At 68.1% G+C, this 25,626-nt stretch carries 24 protein-coding genes; 14 read left to right on the top strand and 10 right to left on the bottom strand.

What is annotated here, in order from left to right:
* Positions 1 to 15 precede the first annotated feature (15 nt).
* On the top strand, positions 16 to 1,023 hold the full coding sequence (locus DI276_RS16930; RefSeq protein ID WP_232836715.1) for a LacI family DNA-binding transcriptional regulator: 1,008 nt from the start codon (positions 16 to 18) through the stop codon (positions 1,021 to 1,023).
* A gap of 1 nt (position 1,024) precedes the next feature.
* On the opposite strand, the gene DI276_RS16925 is transcribed toward DI276_RS16930, so the two are convergent.
* Positions 1,025 to 1,438, bottom strand: a complete 414-nt coding sequence (locus DI276_RS16925) for a hypothetical protein (protein ID WP_157984761.1) — start codon at positions 1,436 to 1,438, stop codon at positions 1,025 to 1,027.
* A gap of 93 nt (positions 1,439 to 1,531) precedes the next feature.
* Positions 1,532 to 1,903 (bottom strand): winged helix-turn-helix transcriptional regulator, encoded by a 372-nt coding sequence (locus DI276_RS16920; protein WP_332874682.1) that lies wholly within the window; start codon positions 1,901 to 1,903, stop codon positions 1,532 to 1,534.
* 66 nt (positions 1,904 to 1,969) lie between these two features.
* Here DI276_RS16920 and DI276_RS16915 point away from each other — a divergent pair, with 66 nt between their 5' ends.
* Complete coding sequence (locus DI276_RS16915) at positions 1,970 to 2,557, top strand: NADPH-dependent F420 reductase (protein WP_112264339.1); 588 nt, start codon at positions 1,970 to 1,972, stop codon at positions 2,555 to 2,557.
* A gap of 36 nt (positions 2,558 to 2,593) precedes the next feature.
* Positions 2,594 to 3,670 (top strand): serine/threonine-protein kinase, encoded by a 1,077-nt coding sequence (locus tag DI276_RS16910; RefSeq protein WP_112264337.1) that lies wholly within the window; start codon positions 2,594 to 2,596, stop codon positions 3,668 to 3,670.
* 4 nt (positions 3,671 to 3,674) lie between these two features.
* Here the strand turns inward: DI276_RS16910 and DI276_RS16905 are convergent, their stop codons facing one another.
* Positions 3,675 to 3,905 carry a hypothetical protein gene (locus tag DI276_RS16905; RefSeq protein ID WP_112264335.1) on the bottom strand — a complete coding sequence of 77 codons (231 nt, stop codon included), beginning with the start codon at positions 3,903 to 3,905 and terminating at the stop codon, positions 3,675 to 3,677.
* Between the two features lie 236 nt (positions 3,906 to 4,141).
* Between DI276_RS16905 and DI276_RS16900 the strand changes: the two genes are divergently transcribed.
* Together DI276_RS16900 and DI276_RS16895 are read left to right on the top strand one after the other, a co-directional pair.
* A complete protein-coding gene (locus DI276_RS16900) occupies positions 4,142 to 4,348 on the top strand; it encodes a hypothetical protein (protein ID WP_112264333.1) in 207 nt (68 codons plus the stop codon).
* Entirely contained in the window at positions 4,345 to 4,548 is a 204-nt protein-coding gene (locus DI276_RS16895) for a cold-shock protein (RefSeq protein WP_112264331.1), read from the top strand. Before DI276_RS16900 ends, DI276_RS16895 begins: the two co-directional genes overlap by 4 nt.
* Before the next feature lie 3 nt (positions 4,549 to 4,551).
* On the opposite strand, the gene DI276_RS16890 is transcribed toward DI276_RS16895, so the two are convergent.
* From DI276_RS16890 to DI276_RS16865, 6 genes are read right to left on the bottom strand one after another with little or no spacing between them, the layout of a single operon-like run.
* Positions 4,552 to 6,114 (bottom strand): CocE/NonD family hydrolase, encoded by a 1,563-nt coding sequence (locus DI276_RS16890; protein ID WP_112264402.1) that lies wholly within the window; start codon positions 6,112 to 6,114, stop codon positions 4,552 to 4,554.
* Between the two features lie 20 nt (positions 6,115 to 6,134).
* Positions 6,135 to 6,713, bottom strand: a complete 579-nt coding sequence (locus DI276_RS16885; RefSeq protein ID WP_112264329.1) for a TetR/AcrR family transcriptional regulator — start codon at positions 6,711 to 6,713, stop codon at positions 6,135 to 6,137.
* A gap of 44 nt (positions 6,714 to 6,757) precedes the next feature.
* Positions 6,758 to 7,357: a VOC family protein gene (locus DI276_RS16880; RefSeq protein ID WP_112264327.1), complete on the bottom strand. Its 600-nt coding sequence runs from the start codon at positions 7,355 to 7,357 to the stop codon at positions 6,758 to 6,760.
* Positions 7,354 to 8,784: a hypothetical protein gene (locus tag DI276_RS16875; protein WP_112264325.1), complete on the bottom strand. Its 1,431-nt coding sequence runs from the start codon at positions 8,782 to 8,784 to the stop codon at positions 7,354 to 7,356. The genes DI276_RS16880 and DI276_RS16875 overlap by 4 nt, the downstream gene beginning before the upstream one ends.
* 47 nt (positions 8,785 to 8,831) lie before the next feature.
* Positions 8,832 to 9,833 (bottom strand): TerC/Alx family metal homeostasis membrane protein, encoded by a 1,002-nt coding sequence (locus tag DI276_RS16870; protein ID WP_112264323.1) that lies wholly within the window; start codon positions 9,831 to 9,833, stop codon positions 8,832 to 8,834.
* A gap of 41 nt (positions 9,834 to 9,874) precedes the next feature.
* A complete protein-coding gene (locus tag DI276_RS16865) occupies positions 9,875 to 10,774 on the bottom strand; it encodes a cellulose binding domain-containing protein (protein WP_112264321.1) in 900 nt (299 codons plus the stop codon).
* Positions 10,775 to 11,201: 427 nt separating this feature from the next.
* On the opposite strand from DI276_RS16865, the gene DI276_RS52130 reads away from it, so the two are divergent.
* The 5 genes from DI276_RS52130 to DI276_RS16840 are packed head-to-tail and all read left to right on the top strand — an operon-like array spanning position 11,202 to position 17,507.
* Positions 11,202 to 13,334, top strand: coding sequence for a pectinesterase family protein (locus DI276_RS52130; protein ID WP_232836714.1), 2,133 nt, complete (start codon positions 11,202 to 11,204; stop codon positions 13,332 to 13,334).
* A complete protein-coding gene (locus DI276_RS16855) occupies positions 13,331 to 14,206 on the top strand; it encodes a carbohydrate ABC transporter permease (RefSeq protein WP_232836713.1) in 876 nt (291 codons plus the stop codon). The genes DI276_RS52130 and DI276_RS16855 overlap by 4 nt, the downstream gene beginning before the upstream one ends.
* Positions 14,203 to 15,087: a carbohydrate ABC transporter permease gene (locus DI276_RS16850; protein WP_112264319.1), complete on the top strand. Its 885-nt coding sequence runs from the start codon at positions 14,203 to 14,205 to the stop codon at positions 15,085 to 15,087. Before DI276_RS16855 ends, DI276_RS16850 begins: the two co-directional genes overlap by 4 nt.
* Before the next feature lie 9 nt (positions 15,088 to 15,096).
* Entirely contained in the window at positions 15,097 to 16,365 is a 1,269-nt protein-coding gene (locus DI276_RS16845) for an ABC transporter substrate-binding protein (RefSeq protein ID WP_112264317.1), read from the top strand.
* Positions 16,362 to 17,507, top strand: coding sequence for an enolase C-terminal domain-like protein (locus tag DI276_RS16840; RefSeq protein ID WP_112264315.1), 1,146 nt, complete (start codon positions 16,362 to 16,364; stop codon positions 17,505 to 17,507). The genes DI276_RS16845 and DI276_RS16840 overlap by 4 nt, the downstream gene beginning before the upstream one ends.
* A 36-nt stretch (positions 17,508 to 17,543) precedes the next feature.
* Here DI276_RS16840 and DI276_RS16835 read toward each other — a convergent pair whose 3' ends face one another.
* On the bottom strand, positions 17,544 to 18,308 hold the full coding sequence (locus DI276_RS16835) for a pectate lyase (RefSeq protein ID WP_112264313.1): 765 nt from the start codon (positions 18,306 to 18,308) through the stop codon (positions 17,544 to 17,546).
* 191 nt (positions 18,309 to 18,499) lie between these two features.
* Here DI276_RS16835 and DI276_RS16830 point away from each other — a divergent pair, with 191 nt between their 5' ends.
* The 4 genes from DI276_RS16830 to DI276_RS16815 all read left to right on the top strand — a co-directional run bounded on the left by DI276_RS16830 (position 18,500) and on the right by DI276_RS16815 (position 25,619).
* A complete protein-coding gene (locus tag DI276_RS16830) occupies positions 18,500 to 19,411 on the top strand; it encodes a pectate lyase family protein (RefSeq protein ID WP_232836712.1) in 912 nt (303 codons plus the stop codon).
* A gap of 254 nt (positions 19,412 to 19,665) precedes the next feature.
* Entirely contained in the window at positions 19,666 to 22,542 is a 2,877-nt protein-coding gene (locus DI276_RS16825; RefSeq protein WP_112264309.1) for a glycoside hydrolase family 48 protein, read from the top strand.
* Positions 22,543 to 22,552: 10 nt separating this feature from the next.
* The gene (locus tag DI276_RS16820) at positions 22,553 to 23,803 is read left to right on the top strand and encodes a lytic polysaccharide monooxygenase (RefSeq protein ID WP_198680700.1); all 1,251 of its coding nucleotides are present in this window, start codon (positions 22,553 to 22,555) and stop codon (positions 23,801 to 23,803) included.
* A 73-nt stretch (positions 23,804 to 23,876) separates the two neighbouring features.
* Positions 23,877 to 25,619: a glycoside hydrolase family 6 protein gene (locus DI276_RS16815; protein WP_112264307.1), complete on the top strand. Its 1,743-nt coding sequence runs from the start codon at positions 23,877 to 23,879 to the stop codon at positions 25,617 to 25,619.
* Positions 25,620 to 25,626: the final 7 nt, after the last annotated feature.

The raw sequence follows: 25,626 nt of genomic DNA, 5'->3' as shown, positions 1-25,626 counted from the left end.
ACAAAGGAGCCGCCGGTGAAGCCGTCAGTGGGCATCCGCGACGTCGCGCAGCACGCCGGCGTGTCGAACGCGACCGTCTCGAACGTGCTCAACCGGCCCGACGTCGTGGCCCCGGCGACCAGGCAACGGGTGCTGGCCGCGATCGAGGAGCTGGGCTTCGTGCGCAACGAGTCCGCACGTCAGCTCAGGGCGGGCCGCAGCCGGGTGATCGCCTACGTCGTGCTCGACGCGGCGAACCCGTTCTTCACCGACGTGGCGCGCGGGGTCGAGGACGCGGCGCGCGAGGCGGGGTTCGCACTGTTCCTGTGCAACAGCGCGTCCGACGACACTCGCGAGCGCGAGTACCTGGAACTGCTGCACGAACAGCGCGTCGAGGGCATCCTGATCACCCCGGTCGACGGCGAGGCCGCGCGGTTCGCCGAACGCGGCACGCCGGTCGTGCTGGTCGATCGCGAGTCGGTGGACGGGACGCACTGCTCGGTCGCCGTCGACGACGTGCTGGGCGGTGAGCTCGCGGTGACCCACCTGATCGAGAACGGCCACACCCGCATCGCGATGGTCGGCGGCCCGCTGTCGATACAGCAGGTGCGTGACCGGTACGAGGGAGCGATGCGCGCGCTGGCGAACGCCGGTCTGCCGAAGAGCGCTTTGACGCTGTTGGAGACCAAGGGCCTGCAGGTGGCGGAAGGCAAGGGGGCGGGGGAGCGGCTCGTGGGCCTGCCGTCGTCACGCCGTCCCACGGCGGCGTTCTGCGCCAACGACCTGCTCGCGTTGGGACTGCTGCAGTCGATGACGCAGCAGGGGCTGAAGGTGCCGGACGATCTCGCGGTCGTGGGCTACGACGACATCGACTTCGCCGCGGCCGCCGCCGTGCCGCTGACGTCGGTGCGGCAGCCGCGCGACCAGCTGGGTCGCACGGCCGCCGCGCTGTTGCTGTCCGAGAACGAGCCGGACCACGAGCACCGGCACGTGAAGTTTCAGCCGGAACTCGTGGTCCGCGCGTCCAGCGCCGTCAAACGCTGAATTACCGGACGAGCACGATTTCTCGCGCTTCTTCGACCGTGGTCGAGTTGTCGGGCGGAAGATAGACGTTCAGCGAAGCGGACGTGAATGCGACGCCCTGCCGGAACGCCTTCGTGCGCGACACCACGGTCACGTCCATCTTGTGGAATTGGCCGGTGCACGGAACGCTCGGCACGTATTTGTCGCCGATCGCGAGCTCACCGCGCACGTTCTGGGTGATCTGCACCCACAGCGACCCGCTGGCGCCGTTCTCGCACATCACCCGCATCGGCAAGGTCACAGCAGCTCCACGCGCCTCCAGCCGGCCCTGCGACTGGATGGCCACCGCGGCGTCGACCTGCGGGGCGGCCGCGGCCGGCAATGCGGTGGCCACTATTGCCGCTGCCGTCAGCACGAACGTCGAAAATGCACGCATGGTTTGTCCACCTCGTTGTTGTTGGCGGTTGTTGCGGCCGCACGCCGAACATTAGCCACGGGGTGATCAACCGAGCGAGGGGCCAAATGGAATTCAACTTTCACCGAACATCGCGGTGCGCACGGTGTCGCCGTGTTCATCGGCCCACACGCCCAGCGCGAAGATCGGCACCAGCAGGTCCCGACCGGCTTTCGTCAACGAGTACTCGACGCGCGGCGGCGCCTCGGCGTACCGGCGGCGTTCCACGAGTGCCATGTTCTCCATGCGCCGCAACGTCTGCGTGAGCATCTTCTGGCTGATGTGCCCGATGGTCGCGCGCAGCTCACCGGGGCGCATCGGGCCGTCGCGCAACGTGTAGACGATCACCGTCAGCCAGGAGTTGCTGAACAGGTCGACCGCGATCCTGGCCGGGCAGTCTGCCTCGAAGTCGCCGTACGGCCCCAGGTCCATCCGTTCGGGTGTCACGGGTTTCAGCTTGCCAGCGCCGTTGCACACCTGTGGGTGCCTTTCGGACTTCCTACCGTCGACGGCATGCGAATTGGAATCATCGGTGCCGGGCAGATGGCACGAGCACTGGGCAACGGCTGGACCGCCGCGGGCCACGAGGTCCGGTGCGGCAAGCGCGGCGAGATCCGCGAAACCGCGGCGTTCGGGGACGTCGTACTGCTGGCGGTGCCCGTGTCCGCGTTGACGGAAGTGCTGGCACAGGCGGACTTCGGCCACAAGACGTTGATCGACTGCACGAACGCCTTCGAGCCGGACGAGGGCACGATGGTGCTCAGCGAGGACGCGGTCGCGGAACGGATCGCGCGACTCGCACCGAACGCGCACGTGGTGAAGGCGTTCAACCTGTGCGCCGCCGAGGTGTGGACGTCTCCGGAACGCGTGTTCGAAGGGCAGCGGCTGGTCGTGCCGCTGTGTGGTGACGACGCGGACGCACTCGGTCGCGTCGGGCAACTCGTCCGCGACCTGAAGGCGGAACCGGCCAGGGCGGGCGGTCTCCACCGCGCCCGCTACCTGGAGGCGATGTCCGTCTTGGTGGTCGGACTGTGGTTCACGGGCACGGACGCCCGTGCCGCCCTTCCGCCGCTGGCAGCGGCGTTCGCCGTCGCGGACTGAGGGGTTGAGGCGTCTGTCCGGCGGGAACCCTGGACCATGCCGGACACACGTCTTCTCGCCGACCGCTACCGGTTGGGCGAACTGCTGGGGACGGGCGGCGTGGCGGAGGTCCGCCGGGCCAGGGACGTCGTGCTGGCGCGGGACGTCGCGGTCAAGCTCTTCCGGTACGGCAGGGACGCGGCGGACGCACGGCGGTTCGACAACGAGATCCGCACCCTCGCGACGCTGTCACATCCGGGACTGGTGACCGTCTACGACGCGGACACGACCGGCGAAACTCCGTTCATGGTGCTGGAATTGGTCGAGGGCCGCACATTGCGCGACCGGATCACGAACGGGCCGATGGGTGTCAACGAGGTGCGCCGGCTGGGGGCGGCACTGGCCGACGCCCTGGCACACGTGCACGCGCACCGGTTCATCCACCGCGATGTCAAGCCCTCCAACATCCTGCTCGACGACGATGACGTGCCGCGCCTCGCCGACTTCGGTCTCGCCCGCCTGGCCGACGGCGCCCGGCTGACGCGCGCCGACCAGGTCGTCGGCACGGCGGCCTACCTGGCACCGGAACAGGTGCGCGGCGAGGAGATCACCCCGGCGGTCGACGTGTACGCGCTGGGACTGGTGCTGCTGGAGTGCCTGACCGGGCACCGCGAGTACGAGGGCGCGGAGATCGAGGCGGCCGTCGCCCGGCTGCACCGTCCGCCGGTGATCCCGGACGACCTGCCGTTCGACCTCGTGCGGTTGTTGTCGCTCATGACGTCCCTGACCCCGGCTCGGCGGCCGTCCGCGCGCAAGTGCGCCGCCGCTCTGCGGGCCGCCAATCCGCCGACCCGCGTCATGCCACTTCCTGGACGCTCGCGCGGCGTCCTGGTGGCCGCCTCCTTCGCGGTGCTGCTCGCCGCTGCCGGCACCGGGCTGGTCGTGCAGAACCGGGCCGCCCCGATGGAGTCGGCGCCGCCGGTCACGGAGCCGAGCACTGTTCAGCCTGCCCCGGTCGCCGAGCAGCCCGTGGCCGAGACCACCACCGTGCGGCAACCACCTGCTCAGCCGGACCAGAAGGACAACAGCGGCAAGGGGAAATCCGGCAAGGGCAAGGGCAAGGACAAGCCCTGAACCGTCACCGGTTGGACGACGGGAAGTGGCCGCCGCTGCTGCCCAGCGCGATCAGCTCGGTGTACTGATCCTGCCAGGACCGTTCGGTGGCCAGCAGATCCGCGAGCCGTTGCACCCACTCGGCGCTCACGGGCGGTGTGGCGCCGGTCGCGAGGTGCTGTTCCGTTTCCTCGCGGGCCTTGCGCCACTCGGACAGGGTGGGGCCGATCGCCGGGCCGGCCTGCTCTTCTGACATGCACCGACAGTACTGCGAACCGCGCAGCGCACACCTCTGCTGTACAGTCGGGCCGGTCGGGGTTCGCCAGTTGTCGGCAGCCTGCCGTCGCGGTCCCCCGATCCAGTTCGGCGCGGTGGTAATCCGGCCGAAGACAGGAGCACCGGCTTGCTGCCGGATCATCAGCTCTACCTCGTTTCACCCGAGTTCTTCCCAGCCGCTGAGTCTCGACGTTCCTCCGTGGGGCTGATGCCCGGATGACGTCGATCGAACCGCGGGTCCGCAACCGCCGCGCGGCGACCGACTTCGCCGAGGCGAGAGTCGCCGCCGAGCAGGCAGAAGCCGTTCAACAGCACGCGGCAGCCCGCAGAGTGGCTGAACACGCCCACGACGTGGGCGACTGCCGAGAACTACTTTCGATGCTCGGTCTTTCCGGCCGGCCGATGCAGGGAGCGCGCGAATGACTCGGGGCACCATCAAGTGGTTCAGCGGTAGCAAGGGGTTCGGTTTCATCGCGCCGGAAGGCGGTGGCGCCGACCTCTTCGTGCACCAGTCCGAGATCGACGGATACAACTTCCAGGGCATCCCGGACGACCAGCCCGTCGAGTTCGAGATCGGTGAGGGCCGCAAGGGGCCGCAGGCGGTTTCCGTTCGCGTCCTCTGACGTTCAGCGCACGGGCAGGATGATCGCGGACGGCCGGTCTGGTCCGAAGTGGACTGTCTGGTCGGCCGCGAGCATCGTGACGGCGGTGGCCCGTGACTCGCCGGTGCCGGGATTGCGGGCGTAGCGCGGGAAAGCGCCGCTGGAGACCTGCACGCGGATGCGGTGCCCACGCCGGAACCGGTACGCCGTCGGCCACAACCGGACGGTGGCGCACTGCGGTTGCTCGGCCCCGGTCAGGCTCACCAGGCCGTCGCAGACGTTCCACGACCGCCCCTCGGCGTCGACGTCGCAGAGACGCACGAACACGTCGGCGTGCGCAAGGCTGGACGAGAACCAGATCTCGGCGCTCACCTCACCGATCACCTCGACGTCGGAGTCCAGCACCGGCGTGGTGTAGGTGAGCACGTCCGGACGAGCCTCCAACGCGGTGTTGTCGACGCGGCCCGCGGTCCCGGACAGGCGCACCCCACCCTCCGCCGGCGTCGGATCGGCCGGGTCGTAGCGGTAGGAATCCATTGAGGACTCACCGGGCGCAGAGCCCAGCAGCCCACCGGAACCCAGGTGGAAGCGCTGCGGGGTGTACCCGGCAGGCGGCCACGACGAGAAGTCGCGCCAAGCCTCCTCACCCATCACGTACAGCCGGACCGGCGCGCGGTCGGGAGGCTGCACACCGCCGGCGTGCGCGAGCCCGAACGTGACGGCCTCGTCGATCGGCGTGGAGTCGAACTCCGTGTGCGTCCACGGGCCGACGGTCAACCGCGCGGGACGCCCGTTGCGCTGCAGCACCTGGAAGTCGCGCAGCTGACCGGGCAGGAAGATGTCGTACCAGCCACCGATCGAGCTGACCGGCACGGAGACCTCGGCGACCCGGTGGCTGTGATCGAACCCCTCCCACCGCGCGGAGCCAGCGTCGTGGTCCAGGATGTCCTGGATGTAGGCGGAGCGCTCGCCGAACGCGGCGATGTCGGCCTCGCGCAACGGAAGCGTCTGCAGCGCCTGCGCGGTCTTCTTGTCCTGGAACGGTTTGCGCAGCATCGCCAGCGGTCGTTCCTGGGTGCCGACCAGCACACCCCACCCGAACGGCGTTTCCAGCGACATGCCGTCCGGACGGAGGAACTCGAGCGTCAGCGCCGACTCGGTGACGATCGGGATCATCGCCTTGACCTGCGGCGGCAGCTGGTCGGCGACCGTCCACTGCACGTGCCCCAGGTAGCTCAGCCCGTACAGGACGATCGCGTCGCTCCACGGCTGCGCGACCAGCCAGTCGAGGGTCGCGAGCCCGTCCTCGCGCTCCTGCCGCATCGGGTCGAACGTGCCGCCGGAGCCGAAGCCGCCGCGCACGCTCTGGATCAGCACCTGGTAGCCGCGCTCGGCCAGCGGCCGCGCGAACATCTGGCCGAACATGCCCCTGCCGTAGGGGGAGCGGATCAACGCGGTCGGCAGCCCGTCGCCACCGGAACGCGGCATCCACCGGTCCGCCAGCAGTTCGACGCCGTCGCGCATCGGCACGCGGATGTTTCGCTGCACCACCACGTTCCTGGTCGGCGGCGGAGAGAGCTTCATCATGCGCTGGACGATGTGGCTGATCACTTGAGCTCCATCATGAGTGAGATGACGCCGAGCAGTCGGTCGGTGAACGCCTCCGGGTCGGGCGCGCCGTCGATCACCCAGGCCGTGACGAACGAGCCCGCGCCGCCGGTGATGAAAGCAGCGAGGTCGTCGATGGCTTGAGGGGAGAGCCGGTCGCCGTACTTGTGCGCGACGCCCTGGCGGTTGGCCGGCAGCATCAGGCTGATCAGTCCGCGGTCCAGGGCGTACGCGCAGGATCCGGTCAGCAGGGCGCGGTAGAACACCTGGTTGTCCGCGAAGTGCCGGGCCAGGACGAGCGTCTCCGCCCGACCGTCCACAGGTTCGCGAAGATCCGCCAGGCGGGGCAGCAGCTCACGCCGCGCGAGGTCGAGACCGGCCTCCAGCAGCACCGTGTCGAGGTCGCCGAAGTGCTGGTACACGACCCGGCGGCTGACGTCCGCGGCCTCGGCGATCTCGGAGACCGTGACCGCCGTGGTGCCGCGTCCGGTGACCAGGTCGAAGACGGCCTGCAGCACGGCCGCACGGGTGCGGCGCACCCGTGGATCACGCGCAGGCTCGGCCTCGTGCAGATCCATGACGACAGATCGTGCACAGCTGTTACTAAGTAGTCAAGTGTTACTTATCTGAGCTGCTGTCCGTTGATCTGGGCCACGAGCGCGGGTTTCGCAGCCTGCCGCACCCCGACGTCGGCTCCGAGGGCTCGCAGACGCGCGGTGATCAGCGTCGGATCGGGGTGCTCGACGTGCAGCGACTCCAGGACGAGGCCGGCCGGTGCGGACAGCGCCGGCGACGGGGTGTCGCCCCAGCTGATCAGGAACGGCACCACGCCGCCAACGAGTGCGTTGCTGGTGAGCCGCCACCGCAGCACGTCGCCGCCAGCCGTCCGCCGCCGGCCTTCGATCACCTCACCGGGATCGAAGCCACGCGCAGCGGCGACCTCCCGCGCCTGGTCGATGTCGTCGCACGAGACCGCCCATCCGACCAGGCCGGGCTCGGTCACACCGTCCACTCCGAACGGTCGCGGCAGCTCCGGTTCCGGCTGACGCGGGTCCGGAGCGATGATCTCCAGGTACGTCCGCGGCCCGAGCGCCAGCAACCTGTTGTGCGTGCCCAGCCCGACGTGCTGGCCACCACCCGAAGCTCGAACTCCGAACCGTTCCGCGACGGCGTCCACCGCAGCGTCCAGCTCCGGTGCGGCGTAGACGAGGTGGTCGATCACGCGCCCCGGCCCAGGTACTTCTTGATGCAGTGCACGACCCCGAGCCGGCTGGCGAACGCGTTGAAGTCGGCGAGCCGGACCACGGTGAACCCGAGACCGGTCCACAGCTGTTCCATCTCGTCGTCGATCACGGCGAGATCGGCCTGGTCGCCGTGCCCGAACGTGGGCAGGTAGACCGTGCGACCAGCGCTGGAACTGTTCTCCACCAAGCAGTTGTTCCAGGTGATGTGGTGCCACGACCGGACCTGGATCGGGGTGTCGTCCACCGCGCCCGCCGCCGCGAAGGCCGCGACCACCTCGCGCAGTTCCGCGCCGTCCGCGGTGCCGGCGAACTCCCGCAGCGCGGCGAACGAGAGCTCCTGGGTGATCTCCGGCCGGTGCACGAGCGGATTGCGCTCGACCGCGAAGCCGCGCTGTGCGAACTCGGCCGCGATCTCGTCGTACGCGCTCTGCAGGGAGAACGGCGACGTGGTGCCGAGCGTGGCGTCGGCCAGGTCCGGACTGCCCACCAGCACGCGGAACCGGCCGTCGTCGCCGGGGCCGGCCAGTGTCACGAACATGTCGATGTGGAAGATCGGCTGGAGGTCGCCGGTGCCGCCGCCGGGCAGGTCGAGGAAGTACTCGCCGTCCGTCACGGTCGCGTAGTACTTCTTGAGGCCCAGCGGGCGTTTCGTGCCGACGAGCTGGAGCTCGCGCGCGCTGTCGACGTGCCGGCTGAACAGCTCGCGCACGAACTCGACCTCCGTGCGGCCCGCCGGCACGCTGACCGGGAGCTCGCCGCTGCGGATCAGTTCGAGCGTGTCGAGGAAGTAGTCGGTGCCGAGCAGCCAGAAGTCGTCGCCGATCAGGCAGTTGCCGCCCTGGAACACCAGCGGCGCCTGGCTCGCTCGCACCGAGGTGTGCTCCTCGACGTTGTCCGCGATCAGCGAGTCGCCGGAGCGCGGGAACGACCACGGCTCCAGCAGGTAGGTGAGACTCCCGGCAGCGTCGTCAAGATCGACGAGCGCCAGGTAACCGTCCTCGGCCCAGTCGGTGAAGTCCACGTAGTCGGGCATCGGCACGTACGAAACGTTCTCCGCAGGATGCCCGCTGAACCACGCCGAGACGGTCTCCCGGTCGCTCGCGTGGTGCACCACGACGAACCGGGTGCCCGGCCGCATCGCGTCGATCACCGAGCGGTATCCCGCCGTCAGCTCGGCGCTGTGCACCCCGTAGGAGGGAAAGGAGAGCAGCAGGTGGTCGATCGACCCCGACCACGACGAGATCAGGCTCGGCCGCTGCACACCCGGCCGCGCGCGGAACACGTTCAGCGTCGCGGCACGGGTGGAGTCGAGGGCGGGGAACAGGTCCCGGTCGGTGCGCTTGTGGTGCGGCGCATCAGGGACGAGGAAGCGGTAGGCGGCGTCTCCGTACGTGCCGGCACCCAAGGTGCACCTCCGAGATCGGCGGGATCAAAGGCAGGATCCCACAGCGATCACTCCGATTCGGGGGATTCCCGATGTCCGTGCAGCGAACCGGCGTGGGCCTTCGCCGTCGGGTCGTTGCGGGTCTTGATGAGGCTCGCGACCGTCACGACCACCAGGATCGAGATGATCACGCCGAGGCTGAGCGGCGTCGGCACCTCGGGGATCGAGGCGGAGATGTCGACGTGGCCCCAGTGCAGGATCAGCTTGACGCCGATGAACGCCAGGATGATCGCGAGCCCCGCCGACAGGTACACCAGCCGGTCGAGCAGACCCTTCACGAGGAAGAACAACGCGCGCAGGCCGAGCAGCGCGAACGCGTTGGCGGTGAACACGATGTAGGGCTGTTCGGTCACACCGAACACCGCCGGGATGGAATCCAGAGCGAACAGCAGGTCGACGCCGCCGATGGCCACCAGCACCACGAACAGGGGAGTGGCCATGCGCTTGCCGTCGATCCGCGTGAAGATCTTGCCGCCCACGTAGTCGTCGGTGACCGGGAGGAGCTTGCGCGCGGTCTTCACCACGACGTTGTTCTCGACGTCCGGGTCCTCGTTGCGGTGCCGGAACAGCTGCACGGCCGTGTAGATCAGCAGCAGGCCGAACAGCAGGAACATGAACGAGAACAACGACAGCAGCGTCGCGCCCACCGCGATGAAGATGCCGCGCATGATCAGCGCCAGCACGATGCCGAACGTCAGCACCTTGTGCTGGTGCTCCTCCGGCACCAGGAACGTCGTCATGATGATCACGAAGACGAACAGGTTGTCGACCGACAGGCTCTTCTCGACGATGTACCCGGCGAAGTACTCCGCACCGAACCCGCCGCCGTGCGCGGTGGCGAACCACACACCGAACCCGATGGCGACGAGGATGTAGAACACCGACCACAGACTGGCCTCGCGGAAGCCGATCCGGTGCGGGCGCACCGCCGCGAGCACGAGGTCGACCGCCAGCAGCAGCACGATCACCCCGATCGTGACCGCCCACGTCAGTCCGCTGATCTCCAGCACGAAGCACTCCTCCGAGAAGACCGGTCCGTCTTAAAAGGACGTTACCGGATCGGGCAGGCGTGATCGTTGAGGGAGAACCCTGCCGGCGCCGGGTTGTCCATCCGGTGGGCCGCGGTGAAGCCCACGACCTGAGTGGCTCCGGCCGGAATCGTCTTCGTGTAGTCGACGTTGGTGGCGCGCACCTCCTGACCGTACTGCTGCGCCGTGGCGTTCCACATGTCCGTCACCGTCTGATCTCGGGTGAACTTCCAGCGCAGCGTCCAGCCGGAGATCGGCACGTTCCCCGTGTTGGTGATCGTGACGTCGGCGTTGAAGCCGCCGTTCCACCGGTACGTGACGCGGTAGTTGACCGCACATCCGAACACCGGCGGCGGAGCAGGAGCGGTCGTCTTCGTCGTCGGCACGGGCGAGGGCACCGTGACGACGACTGGGGGCGGTGTGGCGCTGGTGGGTGCCTTGGCCTGGCCACGGCAGGGATCGCCCCACAGACCGAGACCCGCCTTCGTCGCGGACGCCTCGGCCTCCACGAACGCGGGATCGTGCGGTGCGTCGCCGCGCAGGATCCCCTGGCCGACGGCGAGCAACGCGTACTCGGTGCCGTCCTCGAGCCACAGCGGCGCCTCGTCGACGATCGTGGGGTCGCCGGGGTCGACCTTCACCGGCTTGTCGAGCAGGAACGCCTTGGCGAACGCGGCGGCTGCCTTCGCCCAGCACTCCTCCGGCGCGGCGAGCCCGGCCATGCGGATCTTGGTGCCGTCCGACAGCAGGACGGTGCGGCCGTCCTCCACCCCGTGGACGGTCAGCGTGTTCGTGAGCGTCGGCGGCGCGATGGGCCGGTGCGAGGTCGGCGGACCGGACGACGCGAGCGGAACGGGTGCTGCCGTGCATCCGGTGGCGAGAAATATCGCGGTTATCGCCAGGACGGCAGGTCTGAGTCTCATTCTTCCCCCGGTACTGCGGTGGTACGAGTGGAGCTGGGCAATGGCGGGAAACTAGAGGCCGTTCGGCCTACGGTCAATACGAGACTGATCAGTCTCGTTCGATGATCAGGGCGTCGAATGTCGTCGAACGAGCAGGTGGCGGCGTCGAAAAGTGGTTCGACCGCGTCTCAAATCGTGATGCGCACGTCACCTGACATGTACACCGAGGCCTCGGATGTAAATTCGAATTGGTTCGATTCGAATTTCTGTCGAATTCCGCGTCGAATTGTCGAAGGCATTCATTTGATTGACGCCTGCCGCACGCGTTCGTAATATCCGGTTCACGCTCGTGGACGGCGTTCATGAATATGAACAACCTCTCGAAGGGTAATGCGCCATGCGGTTATTCGTACGTGCGCTAGTGCTGGCCTGTGCCTGCACAGGACTGGTGAGCGCGCCCGCACACGCCGGCCACGACCCGGCCAGACAGGTGTTGCCCGCTGGAGACGGATGGGCCTCGAGCGGACAGGGGACCACCGGTGGCTCGGCCGCGCCCGCCGATCACGTGCACACCGTGCGCACCCGCGCCGAGCTCGTCGCCGCACTGGCCGCGCCCGCGCCGCGGATCATCCGGGTCAAAGGCGTGATCGAGGCGAACACCGGCCCTGACGGAAAACCGTTGAGCTGCAACGACTACGCGACCGGTGGCTACACGCTGCCCGCATACCTCGCCGCCTACGACCCCGCCGTCTGGGGACGTGACCGCAAGCCGCAGGGACCCCTCGAAGACGCACGGGCGGCCTCCGCGCGCAACCAGCTGGCGGTGATCGGATTCCCGGTCGGCTCGGACACGACGATCATCGGCGCCACGCCCGGCGCCGGTATCACCGGCGGCAGCCTGCGCATTCACGGCGCGCGCAACGTGATCGTGCGCAACCTGACTTTCCGCGACACCCGTGACTGCTTCCCCGCCTGGGATCCGACCGACAACAGCCCCGGCGCCCCGCCCGGCAACTGGAACTCGCTCTGGGACTCGGTCTCGATCCAGCAGTCCGAGCACGTCTGGGTCGACCACAACACGTTCACCGACGAACCGAACCCCGACAGCACCCAGCCGCTCTACTTCGAGCGGCCCTACCAGGTGCACGACGGCCAGCTCGACATCACCGCGGCCGCCGACCTGGTCACCGTGTCGCGCAACGTCTTCGCCGAGCACGGCAAGACCATGCTGATCGGCGGGTCCAACACCTCGACGACCGACCCCGGCAAGCTGCGGGTCTCGGTGCACCACAACGTCTTCCGCAACACCCAGGAACGCGCGCCGCGGGTCCGGTTCGGCCAGGTGCACGTCTACAACAACCTGTACGAGGGCGCGCAGGTGTACAGCTGGGGCGTCGGCGTGAAGTCCCAGATCTACGCCCAGAACAACCACATCCGCGGCATCACGCCGGAGAAGGTCGTCTACAACTGGGGCGGCACGGCGATCACGGACACCGGCAACCTGGTCGACGGCAAACCCATGAGCCTCGTCGAAGCGTTCAACACCGCGTTCCCGGACAAGAAACTCGGCACGGACGCGGGCTGGACGCCGACGCTGAACCGCGGTCTCGAACCCGCGTACCGGATCAAGCACCTGAAGGCGGGCGCTCAACCAGCAGGCCGGCACCTCGTGGTGGGCCACGGCTTCGCGACCGTGCAGTCCGCGATCGACGCCGCCCAGGCCGGTGCCGTGATCACGTTGCCCAAGGGCGTGTACCGCGAGGTCATCAAGATCCCCGCGAGCAAGAAGGGCCTGACCCTGCGTGGTGCCACCGGACGCGCGCAGGACGTCGTGATCGACTACGACAACGCCAACGGCACCAAAAAACCCGACGGCACCACGTACGGCACTTCCGGCAGCGCCACCGCGACCATCGCCGCGGACGACTTCGAGGCGCGCGACCTCACGTTCCGCAACTCGTTCGACCGCAGGAAACATCCGGAGATCACGAACACCCAGGCCGTGGCGGTGAAGACCACCGGCGACCGGATGTTCTTCGACCGCGTCCACTTCGAGGGCCACCAGGACACCTTGTACGCGGACAGCCCCAACGTGACCACGCGGTCCCGGCAGTACTACCGCGACTGCGCGATCACCGGTGACGTCGACTTCATCTTCGGCCGCGCCACCGCCGTGTTCGACCGCGCCACGATCACCGCGCTCACTCGAGGCAGTGACCCGAACGGCTACGTCACCGCCGCCAGCACCCAGCGCGCCAACCCGTACGGCTTCTTGATCGTGAACTCGCAGATCCGCAGCGACGCACCGGCGGGCACCTACTTCCTCGGCCGGCCGTGGCACCCCGGCGGTGACCCGGAAGCGATCGCGCAGGTGGTCATCCGCAACACCTCGCTGCCCGCCGCGATCAAGGCCGCGCCGTGGACGGACATGTCCGGCTTCCCGTGGCGTGGCGCCAGGTTCGCGGAGTACCGCAACACCGGTCCGGGCGCGGGGCAGGGCGCCGACCGGCCGCAGCTGACCGACGAGCAGGCGCAGCGGTTCACCAGGAGCGCCTACCTGGGCGGGTGGAACCCCGCGTGAGGACCCGCACTTGGGCGCCGTACGCGCTCATCGCCCCGACGCTGCTGCTGATGGCGGTGTTCCTGGTCTACCCGATCGCGTCGGTCGGGTGGTTCAGCCTCCGTCAGCACACCGTCACCCAGCCCTGGAAGAACGGCTTCATCGGGTTCGAGAACTTCCGCCGGATGTTGTTCGAGGACCAGCTGTTCTGGCAGAGCCTCGCGTTCAGCGCGAAGTGGGTCGTGGTCGAGGTCGGGCTGCAGCTCGTGCTGGGCCTGGTCCTCGCGCTGATCGTCAACGAGACGTTCGTCGGCCGCGCGCTGGCCCGGTCGCTGGTGTTCTCGCCGTGGGCGGTGTCCGGTGTGCTCACCACCGGCATCTGGATCCTGCTCTACAACCCGTCCACGGGCATCTTCCAACAGCTCGCGCAGTGGGGCATCGGCGATCCCGGCACGTCGGTGCTCGGTGACCCGGCGACGGTCTTCCCCGCCACCGTGGTCACCGAACTGTGGCGCGGCGTGCCGTTCTTCGCGATCCTGCTGCTCGCCGATCTGCAGACCATCCCCAACGACCTGTACGAGGCCGCGTCGGTCGACGGTGCCGGACGGTGGCGCCGGTTCATCAGCGTCACCCTGCCGCACCTGCGCGACGCGATCGTGCTGTCGACGCTGCTGCGCGCGGTGTGGGAGTTCAACAACGTCGACCTGATCTACACGCTGACCGGTGGCGGTCCGGCGAACCAGACCACGACGTTGCCGCTGTACGTGGCGCGCAAAGCCGTGGACTCGCACGACTTCGGTTATGGCTCGGCGCTGACGATGGCCGGCTTCGTGATCCTGCTGTTCTTCTCGATCCTCTACCTGAGGCTGTCCAAGTTCGGGAGCCGAGCGTGACCCAGACCCTCACCCGCCCGGAAACCCCGGTGTCACCGCCACCTCCAGCGCCACCGCGGCGCAAGAAGCACCGCGATCCCAGCCGGTTCTTCCGCCTGCACCTGCCGCTGGCGTTCTACCTGCTGTTCACGCTGATCCCGTTCTACTGGATGCTCGTCTTCGCGCTCCGGCCGGCCGGGGAGACCGCGCTGGTGCCGTGGCCGATCACGTTCGAGCACTTCGACACCGTGTGGAACGGCATCGGCTTCGGGTTGTTCTTCCAGAACAGCCTGATCATCGGCGTCGGCACGCTCGTCGTCGTCACCGTGTTCGCGCTCATGGGCGGCTACGCGCTGGCGCGCTTCAAGTTCCGCGGTCAGCGGGTGTTCCTGCTGGCGTTGTTGTGCACGCAGTTCATCCCCGGCGCGATGATGCTGATCCCGCTGTTCGTGATCTTCAAGAGCGCCGGGCTGCTGAACAGCCTCACGGGCCTGATCATCGCGGACACCGCGTTCCAGCTGCCGCTCGCACTGATCCTGATGAGCGGGTTCGTCCGCAACGTGCCGGTCGAGCTGGAAGAAGCCGCGATGGTCGACGGCTGCTCACGGCTGCGCGCGTTCTTCGCGGTGACTTTGCCCCAGCTTCGGCCGGCACTGGTGGCCGTCGGGTCGTTCGCATTCATCGGAGCGTGGAACAACTTCCTGTTCGCGCTGATGTTCGCGAGCAAGCAGGACAAGTTCACTTTGCCCGTCGGGCTGAGCTACGCGCTGGGCGAGTTCAACACCGACTTCGGGGCGCTCGCGGCGGGCGGAGTCGTCGCCGCGGTGCCGGTCGTGCTGGTTTTCGCCGTGGTGCAGCGGTTCCTGGTGCAGGGACTGAGCGCCGGTGCCGTGAAGGGATAGGGGAGTCGCATGAAGAGACTGCTGGTCGCGCTCGCGCTCGTGGTGAGCGCTTGTTCCGCCGGGCAGGACGGTCCCACCACGATCACGTTCTGGGACAACAACGGCGGCCCCGGCCGCACGCCCATCTACGAAGAGCTGATCAAGCGCTTCGAGGCGGCGAACCCGACCATCAAGGTCGAGTACGTCGGCATCCCGAGCTCGTCCGTCCAGCAGAAGTACGACACGGCCATCGCGGGCGGGTCGACGCCGGACGTCGGCGGCGTGACGACCTCCTACCTCGCGCACCTCGTCGGACAGGACGCGCTGGAACCGCTGGACGAGCGGGTGGAGTCGGGCCCGTTGAAGGGGAAGTTGTTGCCCGGCCTGCTGGAGACCGTGCGGCAGACCGCGATGGACGGCAAGCTCTACGCCGCGCCGGCGTCGGGCAACCTCGACGTGATCTGGTACCGCTCCGACCTGTTCGCCGAGCAGAAGATCGCCGTTCCGTCCACCTGGGACCAACTGGTCGACGCGGCCGCCAAACTGACCAAACCCGCCGAGAACAAGTACGGGTTCACCATTCGCGGTGGGGCCGGCTCGGTCTTCCAGCTGCTCGCCGAGGCCTACTCCTACTCCGGCGTCGACAAGTTCTACGACGGCGGCAAGAGCACGGTCGCCGACCCGCGCAACGCCGAGCTGGTCAGCAAGATCGCGGGCATCTACAAGAAGTCCACGCCGGAAGCGGACGTCAACAACAGCTACACGCAGATGGTCGCCCAGTTCACCGGTGGCACGGTGGCGATGATGCACCACAACCTGGGCTCCACCGGCGACGTCATGAAGGCGCTCGGTGCGCAGAAGGTCAGCGCCATGCCGTTGCCGGTCGGCCCGTCCGGCAAGCGCACCGTGGTGCCGAACCCCACCGACGGTTTCGCGGTGTTCAAGGGCAGCAAGAACTCCGACGCGGCCTGGAAGTTCGTCGAGTTCCTGACCTCGGCCGAGAGCAACGGGTACTGGAACGAGAAGGTCGGCCAGATCCCCGCCAACACCGACGTCCGCAGCGCCGAGTGGATCCAGAAGAACCCGGCCGTGAAGATGGCCCTGGGGGTGCTGGAGGACCCGGCGACGGTGCTCGTGCCCGCGCCGGTCTACCTGCCGGAGTACTCGTCGATCACGAAGACCGACACCGAGCCGCTGTACCAGAAGGTGTTGCTGGGCCAGCTGTCCGCGCAGGAGTTCCTGAACCAGCTCGCGGCCAAGCTCACGACCGCCCAGCAGGAGTGGGAGAAGCGGAAGTGATCGAACGGGTGGCCGTGCGGACGTTCACCACGACCGCGTGCACGGCCGTGGACCCCGAGGGACACCGGCATCCCGCGCCGGAGCACGAGGTGACCGAGGCGCTGCTGGAGATCACCGACACCGACGGCGTCACCGGGTACTGCCAGATCCAGCCCGACCACCTCCGGCCCGCCGTGCTGGACAAGCACGTGCGGCCGGTGCTGCACGGCCAGGACCCGTGGGACCGCGAACGGTTGTGGCGGTTGCTGGGCCGGCGGCAACGGGGCTCGGGCGGCGGGTTCACCGACCGCGCGCTCGGGTTCGTCGACACGGCGCTGTGGGACCTCGTCGCCCGCAAGGCCGGACTGCCCGCGTGGAAGCTCGCGGGTGGTGCGCGCGACCGGATCCCGGCCTACGCCAGCACGATGTGCGGTGACACCGACGGTCTGGCGACGCCGGGGGACTACGCGGACTTCGCGAAGCAGCTGGTGTCGCTGGGATATCGGGCGATCAAGCTGCACACCTGGATGCCGCCGGTACCGGGCGCGCCGAGCGTCTCCCGTGACATCGAGGCGTGCCAGGCCGTGCGGGAGGCGGTGGGACCGGACGTCGAGCTGATGCTGGACGCGAGCCACTGGTACTCCAGGATGGAGGCGCTGCGCCTCGGCAGGGCGTTGGAGGAGCTGGGTTTCTACTGGTTCGAGGAACCGATGGAGGAGGCGTCGATCAGCTCCTACCGGTGGCTCGCCGAGCAGCTGGCGATCCCGGTGATCGGCCCGGAGGTGGCGTGGGGCAAGCACATGACCCGCGCCGAGTGGGTTGCGGTGGGCGCGTGCGACATCCTGCGGGCGGGCCCGGCCGGCACCGGTGGCATCACGCCGGTGCTCAAGACCGTGCACCTCGCGGAGTCGTTCAACGTCGAGTGCGAGATCCACGGCAACGGCACGGCCAGCCTCACGGTGCTCGGCGCCACCGACGCGGGCCGGTGGTACGAACGGGGCTTGCTGCACCCGCACGTCGACTTCGACCGGGTGCCGCCGCACCGCAACACCATCGCCGACCCGCTCGACGAAAACGGCAACGTCGCGTTTTCGCTGCAACCTGGAATCGGTGACGACTGGAATTTCGATCACATCGGTTCGCACGTCGTCGAATCCTGGTGAGAAAAGGCCCCGGACCGCTGTCCCGGGGCCTTTTCGCTAGCGGTAGGTGACGTCCGATGTTTTGTACAGGCAGTGCGTGCCGTCCGGGCCGCTGCCGATCTTCGACGGCTCACCGCTGGTGACACCGCGGTACTTTTCGCAGGCGACGATCTTCTTGTTCTGGTCGCCGACGATCGTGATTTTCGACAGCCGCGCGGTGTCCCCGTAGTTGGTGTTGATGCCCACCAGGGACTTGCCGGGGGAGAACGCGGTGATGTTCTCCAGGACGACGTGCCGTTTGTGCTGGGTCTTGCAGTTGCCGCAGGACCGGTAGAGCTTGCCGAAGTCGTCCACCTGGAAGTTGCGGATGATCATCGTGCCCGGCCCGTTGTGCTGGAACACCTTGTCCGACGCCTTCCGCGCGCCACCACCGTTGACGGTCATGGTCTGCGAAGACGACTTGCCCTTGAACGTGGCCGCGTCCTCGCCGACGTCCTCCCACCACACGTTGGTGAGCGTGCAGGTGCCCAGGCAGTGGACGCCGTCCGCGGCCGGAGCGCCGAGCACCACGTTCTTCAGCGTCGCGCCGTCGGCGAGCTGGAAGATCGGGTCCTGGCCCTCGTTCTGACCGCCGGAACCGAGGTTGCCGGTGCCGTAGAACCGTTTCATGCCACCGTCGTAGACGCCCGCGGGCACCTTGATCGTCGCGCCGACGGGCTTGGGGCCGGTCGGTGTCGGGAAGGTGCTGCCCGCGGCCTGGGCCTGGGGTGCGAGAAACGCGGCCAAAGCCACGGCCAACACCGTTGTTGCCAGTTTCTTCATGTGCGCTCCGCATGCAGAGGATGCGCGGCGGTAATTTGATCGTAGGGCGGAGATGTTTTCTGTCAACTATCGTCGACGGTTCGATTCGAATATCTTCGAATTGGTTGACCGGTTTGTTCGGAACTCGCTACCTTCGATGCACCGCCGCTTCACAACTTGGAAGGCATGGAATGATTCCAAAACGTGCAGCATTGATTTCCGCAGTGGCGCTGGTAGCCGGTGCCGTTTCTGTTCCGCAGGCCTCCGCCGCACCGTTCGGGCTGGTCGGCTGGGCCACTCAGGGTGGCGGAACGACGGGTGGTGGCGGCGCTGCGCCGGTCACGGTCACCACGGCCTCCGCGTTCGTCGCGGCCGCGAAGGCCTCTGGCGCGGCGGTGATCCGGGTCTCCGGCACGATCTCGTTGCCGAGCATGACGAAGGTCGCCTCGAACAAGACCATCGAGGGTGTCGGCTCGTCCGCGACGATCACCGGGCAGGGTCTCAACATCGCCAACGCCTCGAACGTGATCGTGCGCAACCTCAACTTCCGCAACTGGGGTGACGACGCGATCAACGTCCAGTACTCCACCCGCGTGTGGGTCGACCACAACAGCTTCTCGAGTGGCAACGACGGCGCCGTCGACGTCAAGCGCGCGTCCGACTACGTCACGGTGTCGTGGAACAAGTTCTCCAGCCACGACAAGACGATGTTGTTGGGTCACAGCGACGACAACGGGTCGGAGGACCGGGGCAAGCTCCGGGTTACCTACCACCACAACTGGTTTGCGGGCACCAAGCAGCGGCACCCGCGAGTGCGGTTCGGCAACCCGGTGCACGTCTACAACAACTACTACGGCGGCGTCACCTCGTACGGCGTCGCCTCCACGATGGAAGCCGGTGTCCTGGTCGAGGGCAACTACTTCGAGAACACCTCGGACACCTTCCACCGCGGTGAGGGCAGCTCGCCCGCCGGCGCACTGGTGGCGCGCAACAACCACTTCGTGAACTCCGGTTCGGGTCAGCAGGGCGGCTCGGTCAAGAGCATCCCGTACTCCTACCCGCTCGACGGCGCGAGCAGCGTGAAGAGCGTGGTCACGGCCGGTGCGGGCGCCGGTCGGGGCTGACGAGACCAGGGGGCGCTCCCGGTGGCGAGGGGCGCCCTCCTCTCTTTCTGGGAGCGTTCCCAAGATTCCACCTGAACGGAGCAGCAAGACGGTGGTAAGAGCGACAAGCGGATGAGCGCTCGCTGCCCTTCGTGGCCTAGTTCCCAGCCCTGAGTGGCGGAGCGACTACGGAGCGTGCCTCCAGTTGGCCCACGTGACCCACGTTACAGTGCGGTGAAATCTGGGAGCGCTCCCAGTTGTCGAGAGGCGGCGGCATGACTCGGCGAACTGTGGCATTGACGGCTGCGGCCGTGATGATGATCGGCGGAGTGCCCGCGGTGGCGGCACCCGCGGCGGTCGCCTGCACCGTCACGTACCAGGTCACCAGGGAGTGGAACACCGGCTTCGGCGCGACCGCGTCGATCCGCAACGACGGTGACGCACTCGACGGCTGGCGGCTCACCTGGACGTTCCCCGACGGGCAACGTGTCACACAGGGCTGGAACGGCGTCTTCAGCCAGAGCGGCGACGTGGTGACGGTGACCAACCCGGACTGGGGGCGCACGATCCCGGCGGGTGGCACCGCGCAGGTCGGTTTCAACGGCAGCAAGGGTTCTGCCAACCGGCCGCCGACCGACTTCGCGGTCAACGGCGTGGCGTGCACCGGCCCGAACCAGCCGCCGTCCGTGGCGCTGACCGCGCCGGCCACGGGCGCCACCTACACCCTGCCCGCCCAGATCCCGCTCGCGGCGGCCGCGCAGGACACCGACGGCACCATCGCGAAGGTCGAGTTCTACGCGGGCGACCAGTTGATCGCGACGGACAGCTCCGCGCCGTTCAGCGGCAGCTGGACCACGGCACCGGCCGGTGATCACCGGATCACCGCGCGGGCGTACGACAACCGTGGCGCCACCACCACCTCAGGGCCCGCGATGGTCAAGGTGCTCGCCGGACCAGCCGTGCTCGCAACGCCGAGCACGCTCACCGTCCGGCAGGGCCAGACCGCGACGTTCGACGTCGCGCTGGCCAACGCGCCGGCCCAGCCCGTCACCGTGACGATCGGTCGCAGCGGCAGCGCCGATCTCACGGTGACCCCCAGCACGCTGACGTTCGGCAGCGCGGCCAAGCAGACCGTCACGGTCACGTCCGCCGACAACGGCGGTGACCTGGCGACGGCGACCTTCACCGCGAGCGCGACCGGCCACACCCCTGCCCCGGTCGCGGTCCGGGAGATCTCCCAGTCCACTTCGGACTTCGCGAAGGCGTTCCTCGACCAGTACGACAAGATCAAGAGTCCGTCGAGCGGCTACTTCCGCAACTTCGGCGGTCTGCTGGTGCCGTACCACTCGGTCGAGACGCTCATGGTCGAGGCGCCGGACCACGGTCACCAGACCACGTCGGAGGCGTTCAGCTACTACCTGTGGCTGGAGGCGAGCTACGGCCGTCACACCGGTGACTGGGCGCCGTTCAAGTCCGCGTGGGCGTCGATGGAGAAGTTCATCATCCCGGCCAAGGCCGACCAGCCCACCAATGACAAGTACAACGCTTCGAAGCCCGCGACCTATGCGCCGGAACACCCGCGGATGGACCGCTACCCGGCGGTGCTGGACGCGAACATCCCGGTCGGCTCCGACCCGATCGCGGCCGAGCTGAAGTCCGCGTACGGCACGGATGACATCTACGGCATGCACTGGCTGCTCGACGTCGACAACACCTACGGCTTCGGCCGGTGCGGTGACGGCACCACAGCACCGTCGTACATCAACACCTATCAGCGCGGTTCGTCGGAGTCGGTGTGGGAGACGATCCCGCAGCCGTCGTGCGACACGTTCAAGCACGGTGGCCCCAACGGCTTCCTGGACCTGTTCACCAAGGACGCCTCCTACGCCAGGCAGTGGAAGTACACCAACGCGCCGGACGCGGACGCCCGCGTGGTGCAGGTGGCGCTGCTGGCTCAGCAGTGGGCCACGGCGCAGGGCAACGCGGGGCAGATCTCCAGCGAGCTCGGCAAGGCCGCGAAGATGGGCGACTACCTGCGGTACGCCATGTTCGACAAGTACTTCAAACGCATCGGCAACTGCACGAGCCCGAGTGCCTGCCCCGGCGGCACGGGCAAGAGCAGCGAGCACTACCTGATGTCCTGGTACTACGCGTGGGGCGGTGCGACCGACACGAGCGCCGGCTGGGCGTGGCGGATCGGTGACGGAGCCTCGCACCAGGGCTACCAGAACCCGTTGGCAGCACACGCTCTCGCCAACGTGCCCGCGCTCAAGCCGTTGTCCGCCACCGGGCAGCAGGACTGGGCGACGAGCCTGAACAGGCAGCTGGAACTGCTGCAGTGGCTGCAGTCCGCCGACGGTGCGCTCGCCGGCGGTGTCACGAACAGCTGGGACGGCCAGTACGGCACGCCTCCCGCAGGGACACCGACGTTCTACGGCATGTTCTACGACGCCCACCCGGTGTGGCGCGACCCGCCGTCGAACCGCTGGTTCGGCTTCCAGGTGTGGGGATTGGAGAGGACTGCTGCTCTCTACCGGATGACCGGGGATGCCCGCGCGAAGAAGATCCTCGACAAGTGGGTGCCGTGGGCGCTCGCGAACACCACGACCGGCACGAACTTCCAGATCCCCGACCAGCTCGAATGGACGGGCGCCCCGGACACGTGGAACCCGTCGAGCCCAGGCGCGAACGCGAACCTCCGGGTCCGCGTGGCGACGAAGAACCAGGACGTCGGCATCGCCGCTTCGTACGCGAAGGTGCTGCTGAACTACGCGTCGAAGTCCGGGCACGCGGCGGCGAAGACGACCGGCGAAGCGCTTCTCACGGCTTTGCTGGCGCACCAGGACAGCCTCGGCATCGCGGTTCCGGAGACCCGTGCGGACTACAACCGCTTCGACGACGTCTACAACGCGTCGAACGGTGAGGGTCCGTACGTGCCGCCGGGCTGGACCGGCCGGATGCCCAACGGCGACCAGATCGCCCAGGGCGCGTCGTTCCTGTCGATCCGGTCGATGTTCCGCAACGACCCGCAGTGGCCCAAGGTCCAGTCCTATTTGAACGGTGGCCCGGTGCCGACGTTCACCTACCACCGGTTCTGGGCCCAGGCCGAGATCGCCACCGCCTTCTCCCTGCACACCGAGCTCTTCGGCTGAGGAGTACGAGATGAGGAAACGACTAGCGCTGTTCACCGTGGTCGCCTGCACGGCCGCGGTCCTGGTGCACACCGGCGGCACGGCCCTTGCGCACGGTTCGATGGTGTGGCCCGGCAGCCGCACGTACCTCTGCTACGAGGACGGCCGTGCCGGTAGCGGCGGCGGCGACCTGCAGCCCACCAACCCCGCGTGCGTCGCGGCGGTCGCACAGGGCGGGAAGCAGCCGTTGTGGGACTGGTTCGGCAACCTGATCAGCAACGCGGCCGGCCGGCACCGGGAGATCGTCGCGGACGGGAAGCTCTGCGGCCCCACCACGAAGTACGACGCCTACAACCTCGCCCGCGCCGACTGGCCCGTGACGCGCGTGACGGCCAACCAGACGGTCACGTTGCGGTACAACGCATGGGCGCCGCACCCCGGCACCTGGGAGCAGTACGTCACCAAGGACGGCTTCGACGTCACCAAGCCGTTGAAGTGGTCCGACCTGGAGCCCGTGCCGTTCGACAAGATCACCAACCCGCCGCTGGCGAACGGTGAGTACAGCTGGCAGGCCAGGCTGCCCAACAAGTCCGGCCGGCACATCATCTACTCGCTCTGGCAGCGCTCCGACAGCCCGGAAGCCTTCTACAGCTGCTCCGACGTGATGTTCGGCGGCGGCGTGCCGGACACCCAGCCGCCCACCGCGCCCGGCACGCCGGTCGCGTCCGCCATCACCGGCAACTCGGTGCAGCTCGACTGGCCGGCGGCCACGGACAACCTGGGCGTGACGAGCTACCGCGTGCAGAACGGCAGCCAGGTGGTGGCGACCTCGGGCACCAACTCCGCCACGGTCACCGGGCTCACCCCGAACACCGACTACAGCCTCGCCGTGGTCGCGCTGGACGCGGCGGGCAACGCCTCACCGGCCTCGCCGAGCGTCGCGGTCAGAACCGGCAGCGTCGGGACGTGTTCGGTGGCGTACACGAAACCGAGCACGTGGAACAGCGGCTTCACGGCGAACGTGAAGATCACCAACTCCGGGACGTCCGCGATCTCCGCCTGGCAGCTCGTCTGGGACTTCCCCGCCGGGCAGACGCTCGCACAGGCCTGGTCGTCCACGATCTCCGTGGTGGACGGGAAGGCGACCGCCAAGGGCGCGTCCTACAACGCCGACGTGCCGGCCGGTGGCTCGGTCAACTTCGGCTTCAACGCCAACACGACCGGAGCGGTGGCGGACCCGACGTCCTTCACGCTCAACGGTTCCGCCTGCGCCACCGGGTGAACAGAGCTCTCCTCGCGGACACGTGTTCGTCGTGCGGATCGAACACCTTTGATGAGAAGGAGACCGAAGAACAATGTCGTTCTTTGCGAAGTTCCACGGACGAAGGCGGTGGGCCTCGGCGGGAGTCGTGGCCGCCACCGCCGTCGCCACGGCGGGGATCGCGCTGAGCGCGCCTCCCGCGGGCGCCGCACCCGGTTGCCGGGTCGACTACACCGCGAGCAACTGGGGTGGTGGTGGCTTCGGCGGCAAGGTGAAGATCACCAACCTGGGTGACGCCACGTCCTCCTGGACGTTGAAGTTCACGTTCCCCGGCACCCAGAGAGTCACCCAGGGCTGGAGCGCGACCTGGTCGCAGTCGGGCGCGGACGTGACCGCGGCGAGCATGTCGTGGAACGGCAGCCTGGGCACCGGTGCGTCGACCGAGATCGGTTTCAACGGCAGCTACACCGGTTCGAGCAACGTTGATCCGTCGTCGTTCTCCTTGAACGGCACGGTGTGCACCGGCCAGCAGCCGCCGACCTCCACGACGACCACCACGACCTCGGGCAACCCGAACCCCGGCAACCGCGTCGACAACCCGTACGTGGGCGCGAAGCAGTACGTCAACCCGGACTGGGCGGCCAAGGCGAACGCCGAGCCCGGCGGCAGCAGGATCGCGAACCAGCCGACCGCGGTGTGGATCGACCGCATCGCGGCGATCAACGGGACCGGCGGTGCCCGTGGCGTCGCGGCACACCTGGACGAGGCGGTGCGCCAGGCGGCGGGCGCTCAGCTGACCATCCAGTTCGTGATCTACAACCTGCCCGGCAGGGACTGCTCGGCACTCGCCTCCAACGGTGAGCTCAAAGCGGATGAGATCAACCGCTACAAGACGGACTACATCGACCCGATCGCGAGCATTCTCGCCAGGCCCGCGTACGCCAACCTGCGGATCGTCACAGTGGTCGAGATCGACTCGCTGCCGAACCTGATCACCAACGTCACGCCGCGGCCGACGTTCACACCGCAGTGCGACACGATGAAGGACAACGGCAACTACGTGAAGGGTGTCGGCTACGCGCTCGCGAAACTCGGCGCGGTGCCGAACGTCTACAACTACGTCGACATCGGCCACCACGGCTGGCTGGGCTGGGACGACAACTTCGGCCCGACGGCGGAGCTGCTGTACCAGGCGGCGAACGCCGAGGGCAGCACCAAGGCGAACGTGCACGGCTTCATCGCCAACACGGCGAACTACGGCATCTTGAAGGAGCCGTACTTCAAGATCGACGACAACATCAACGGCGAAGTGGTGCGCGAGAAGTCCAAGTGGGTCGACTGGAACCGGTACATCGACGAGGTCGGTTACGCCCAGGCGTTCCGCCAGCGTGCCGTGCAGGCCGGCTTCGACGCCGGTGTGGGCGTTCTCGTCGACACGAGTCGCAACGGCTGGGGAGGCGCGGCCCGTCCCACCGGACCCGGCCCGCGCACGACCGCCGACGCCTACGTCAACGGCGGCAGGCTCGACCGCCGCATCCACCTCGGCAACTGGTGCAACCAGTCCGGTGCCGGCATCGGCGAGCGTCCGAAGGCGGCGCCGGAATCGGGCATCGACGCCTACGTGTGGATCAAGCCGCCGGGCGAGTCCGACGGTGCCAGCAAGGAGATCCCGAACACCGAAGGCAAGGGCTTCGACCGGATGTGCGATCCGACGTACCCCGGCAACCCGCGCAACGGCAACAACATGTCCGGTGCGCTCGGCGACGCCCCGCTGTCCGGCCACTGGTTCTCCGCGCAGTTCCAAGAGCTCATGCGCAACGCCTACCCGGCACTGTGAGGAAGAG

Origin of the sequence: Lentzea terrae (assembly GCF_003265345.1) — a bacterium.
Taxonomy (GTDB): Bacteria; Actinomycetota; Actinomycetes; order Mycobacteriales; family Pseudonocardiaceae; genus Lentzea; species Lentzea terrae.
This window is presented reverse-complemented; position numbering and strand designations above follow the sequence as displayed.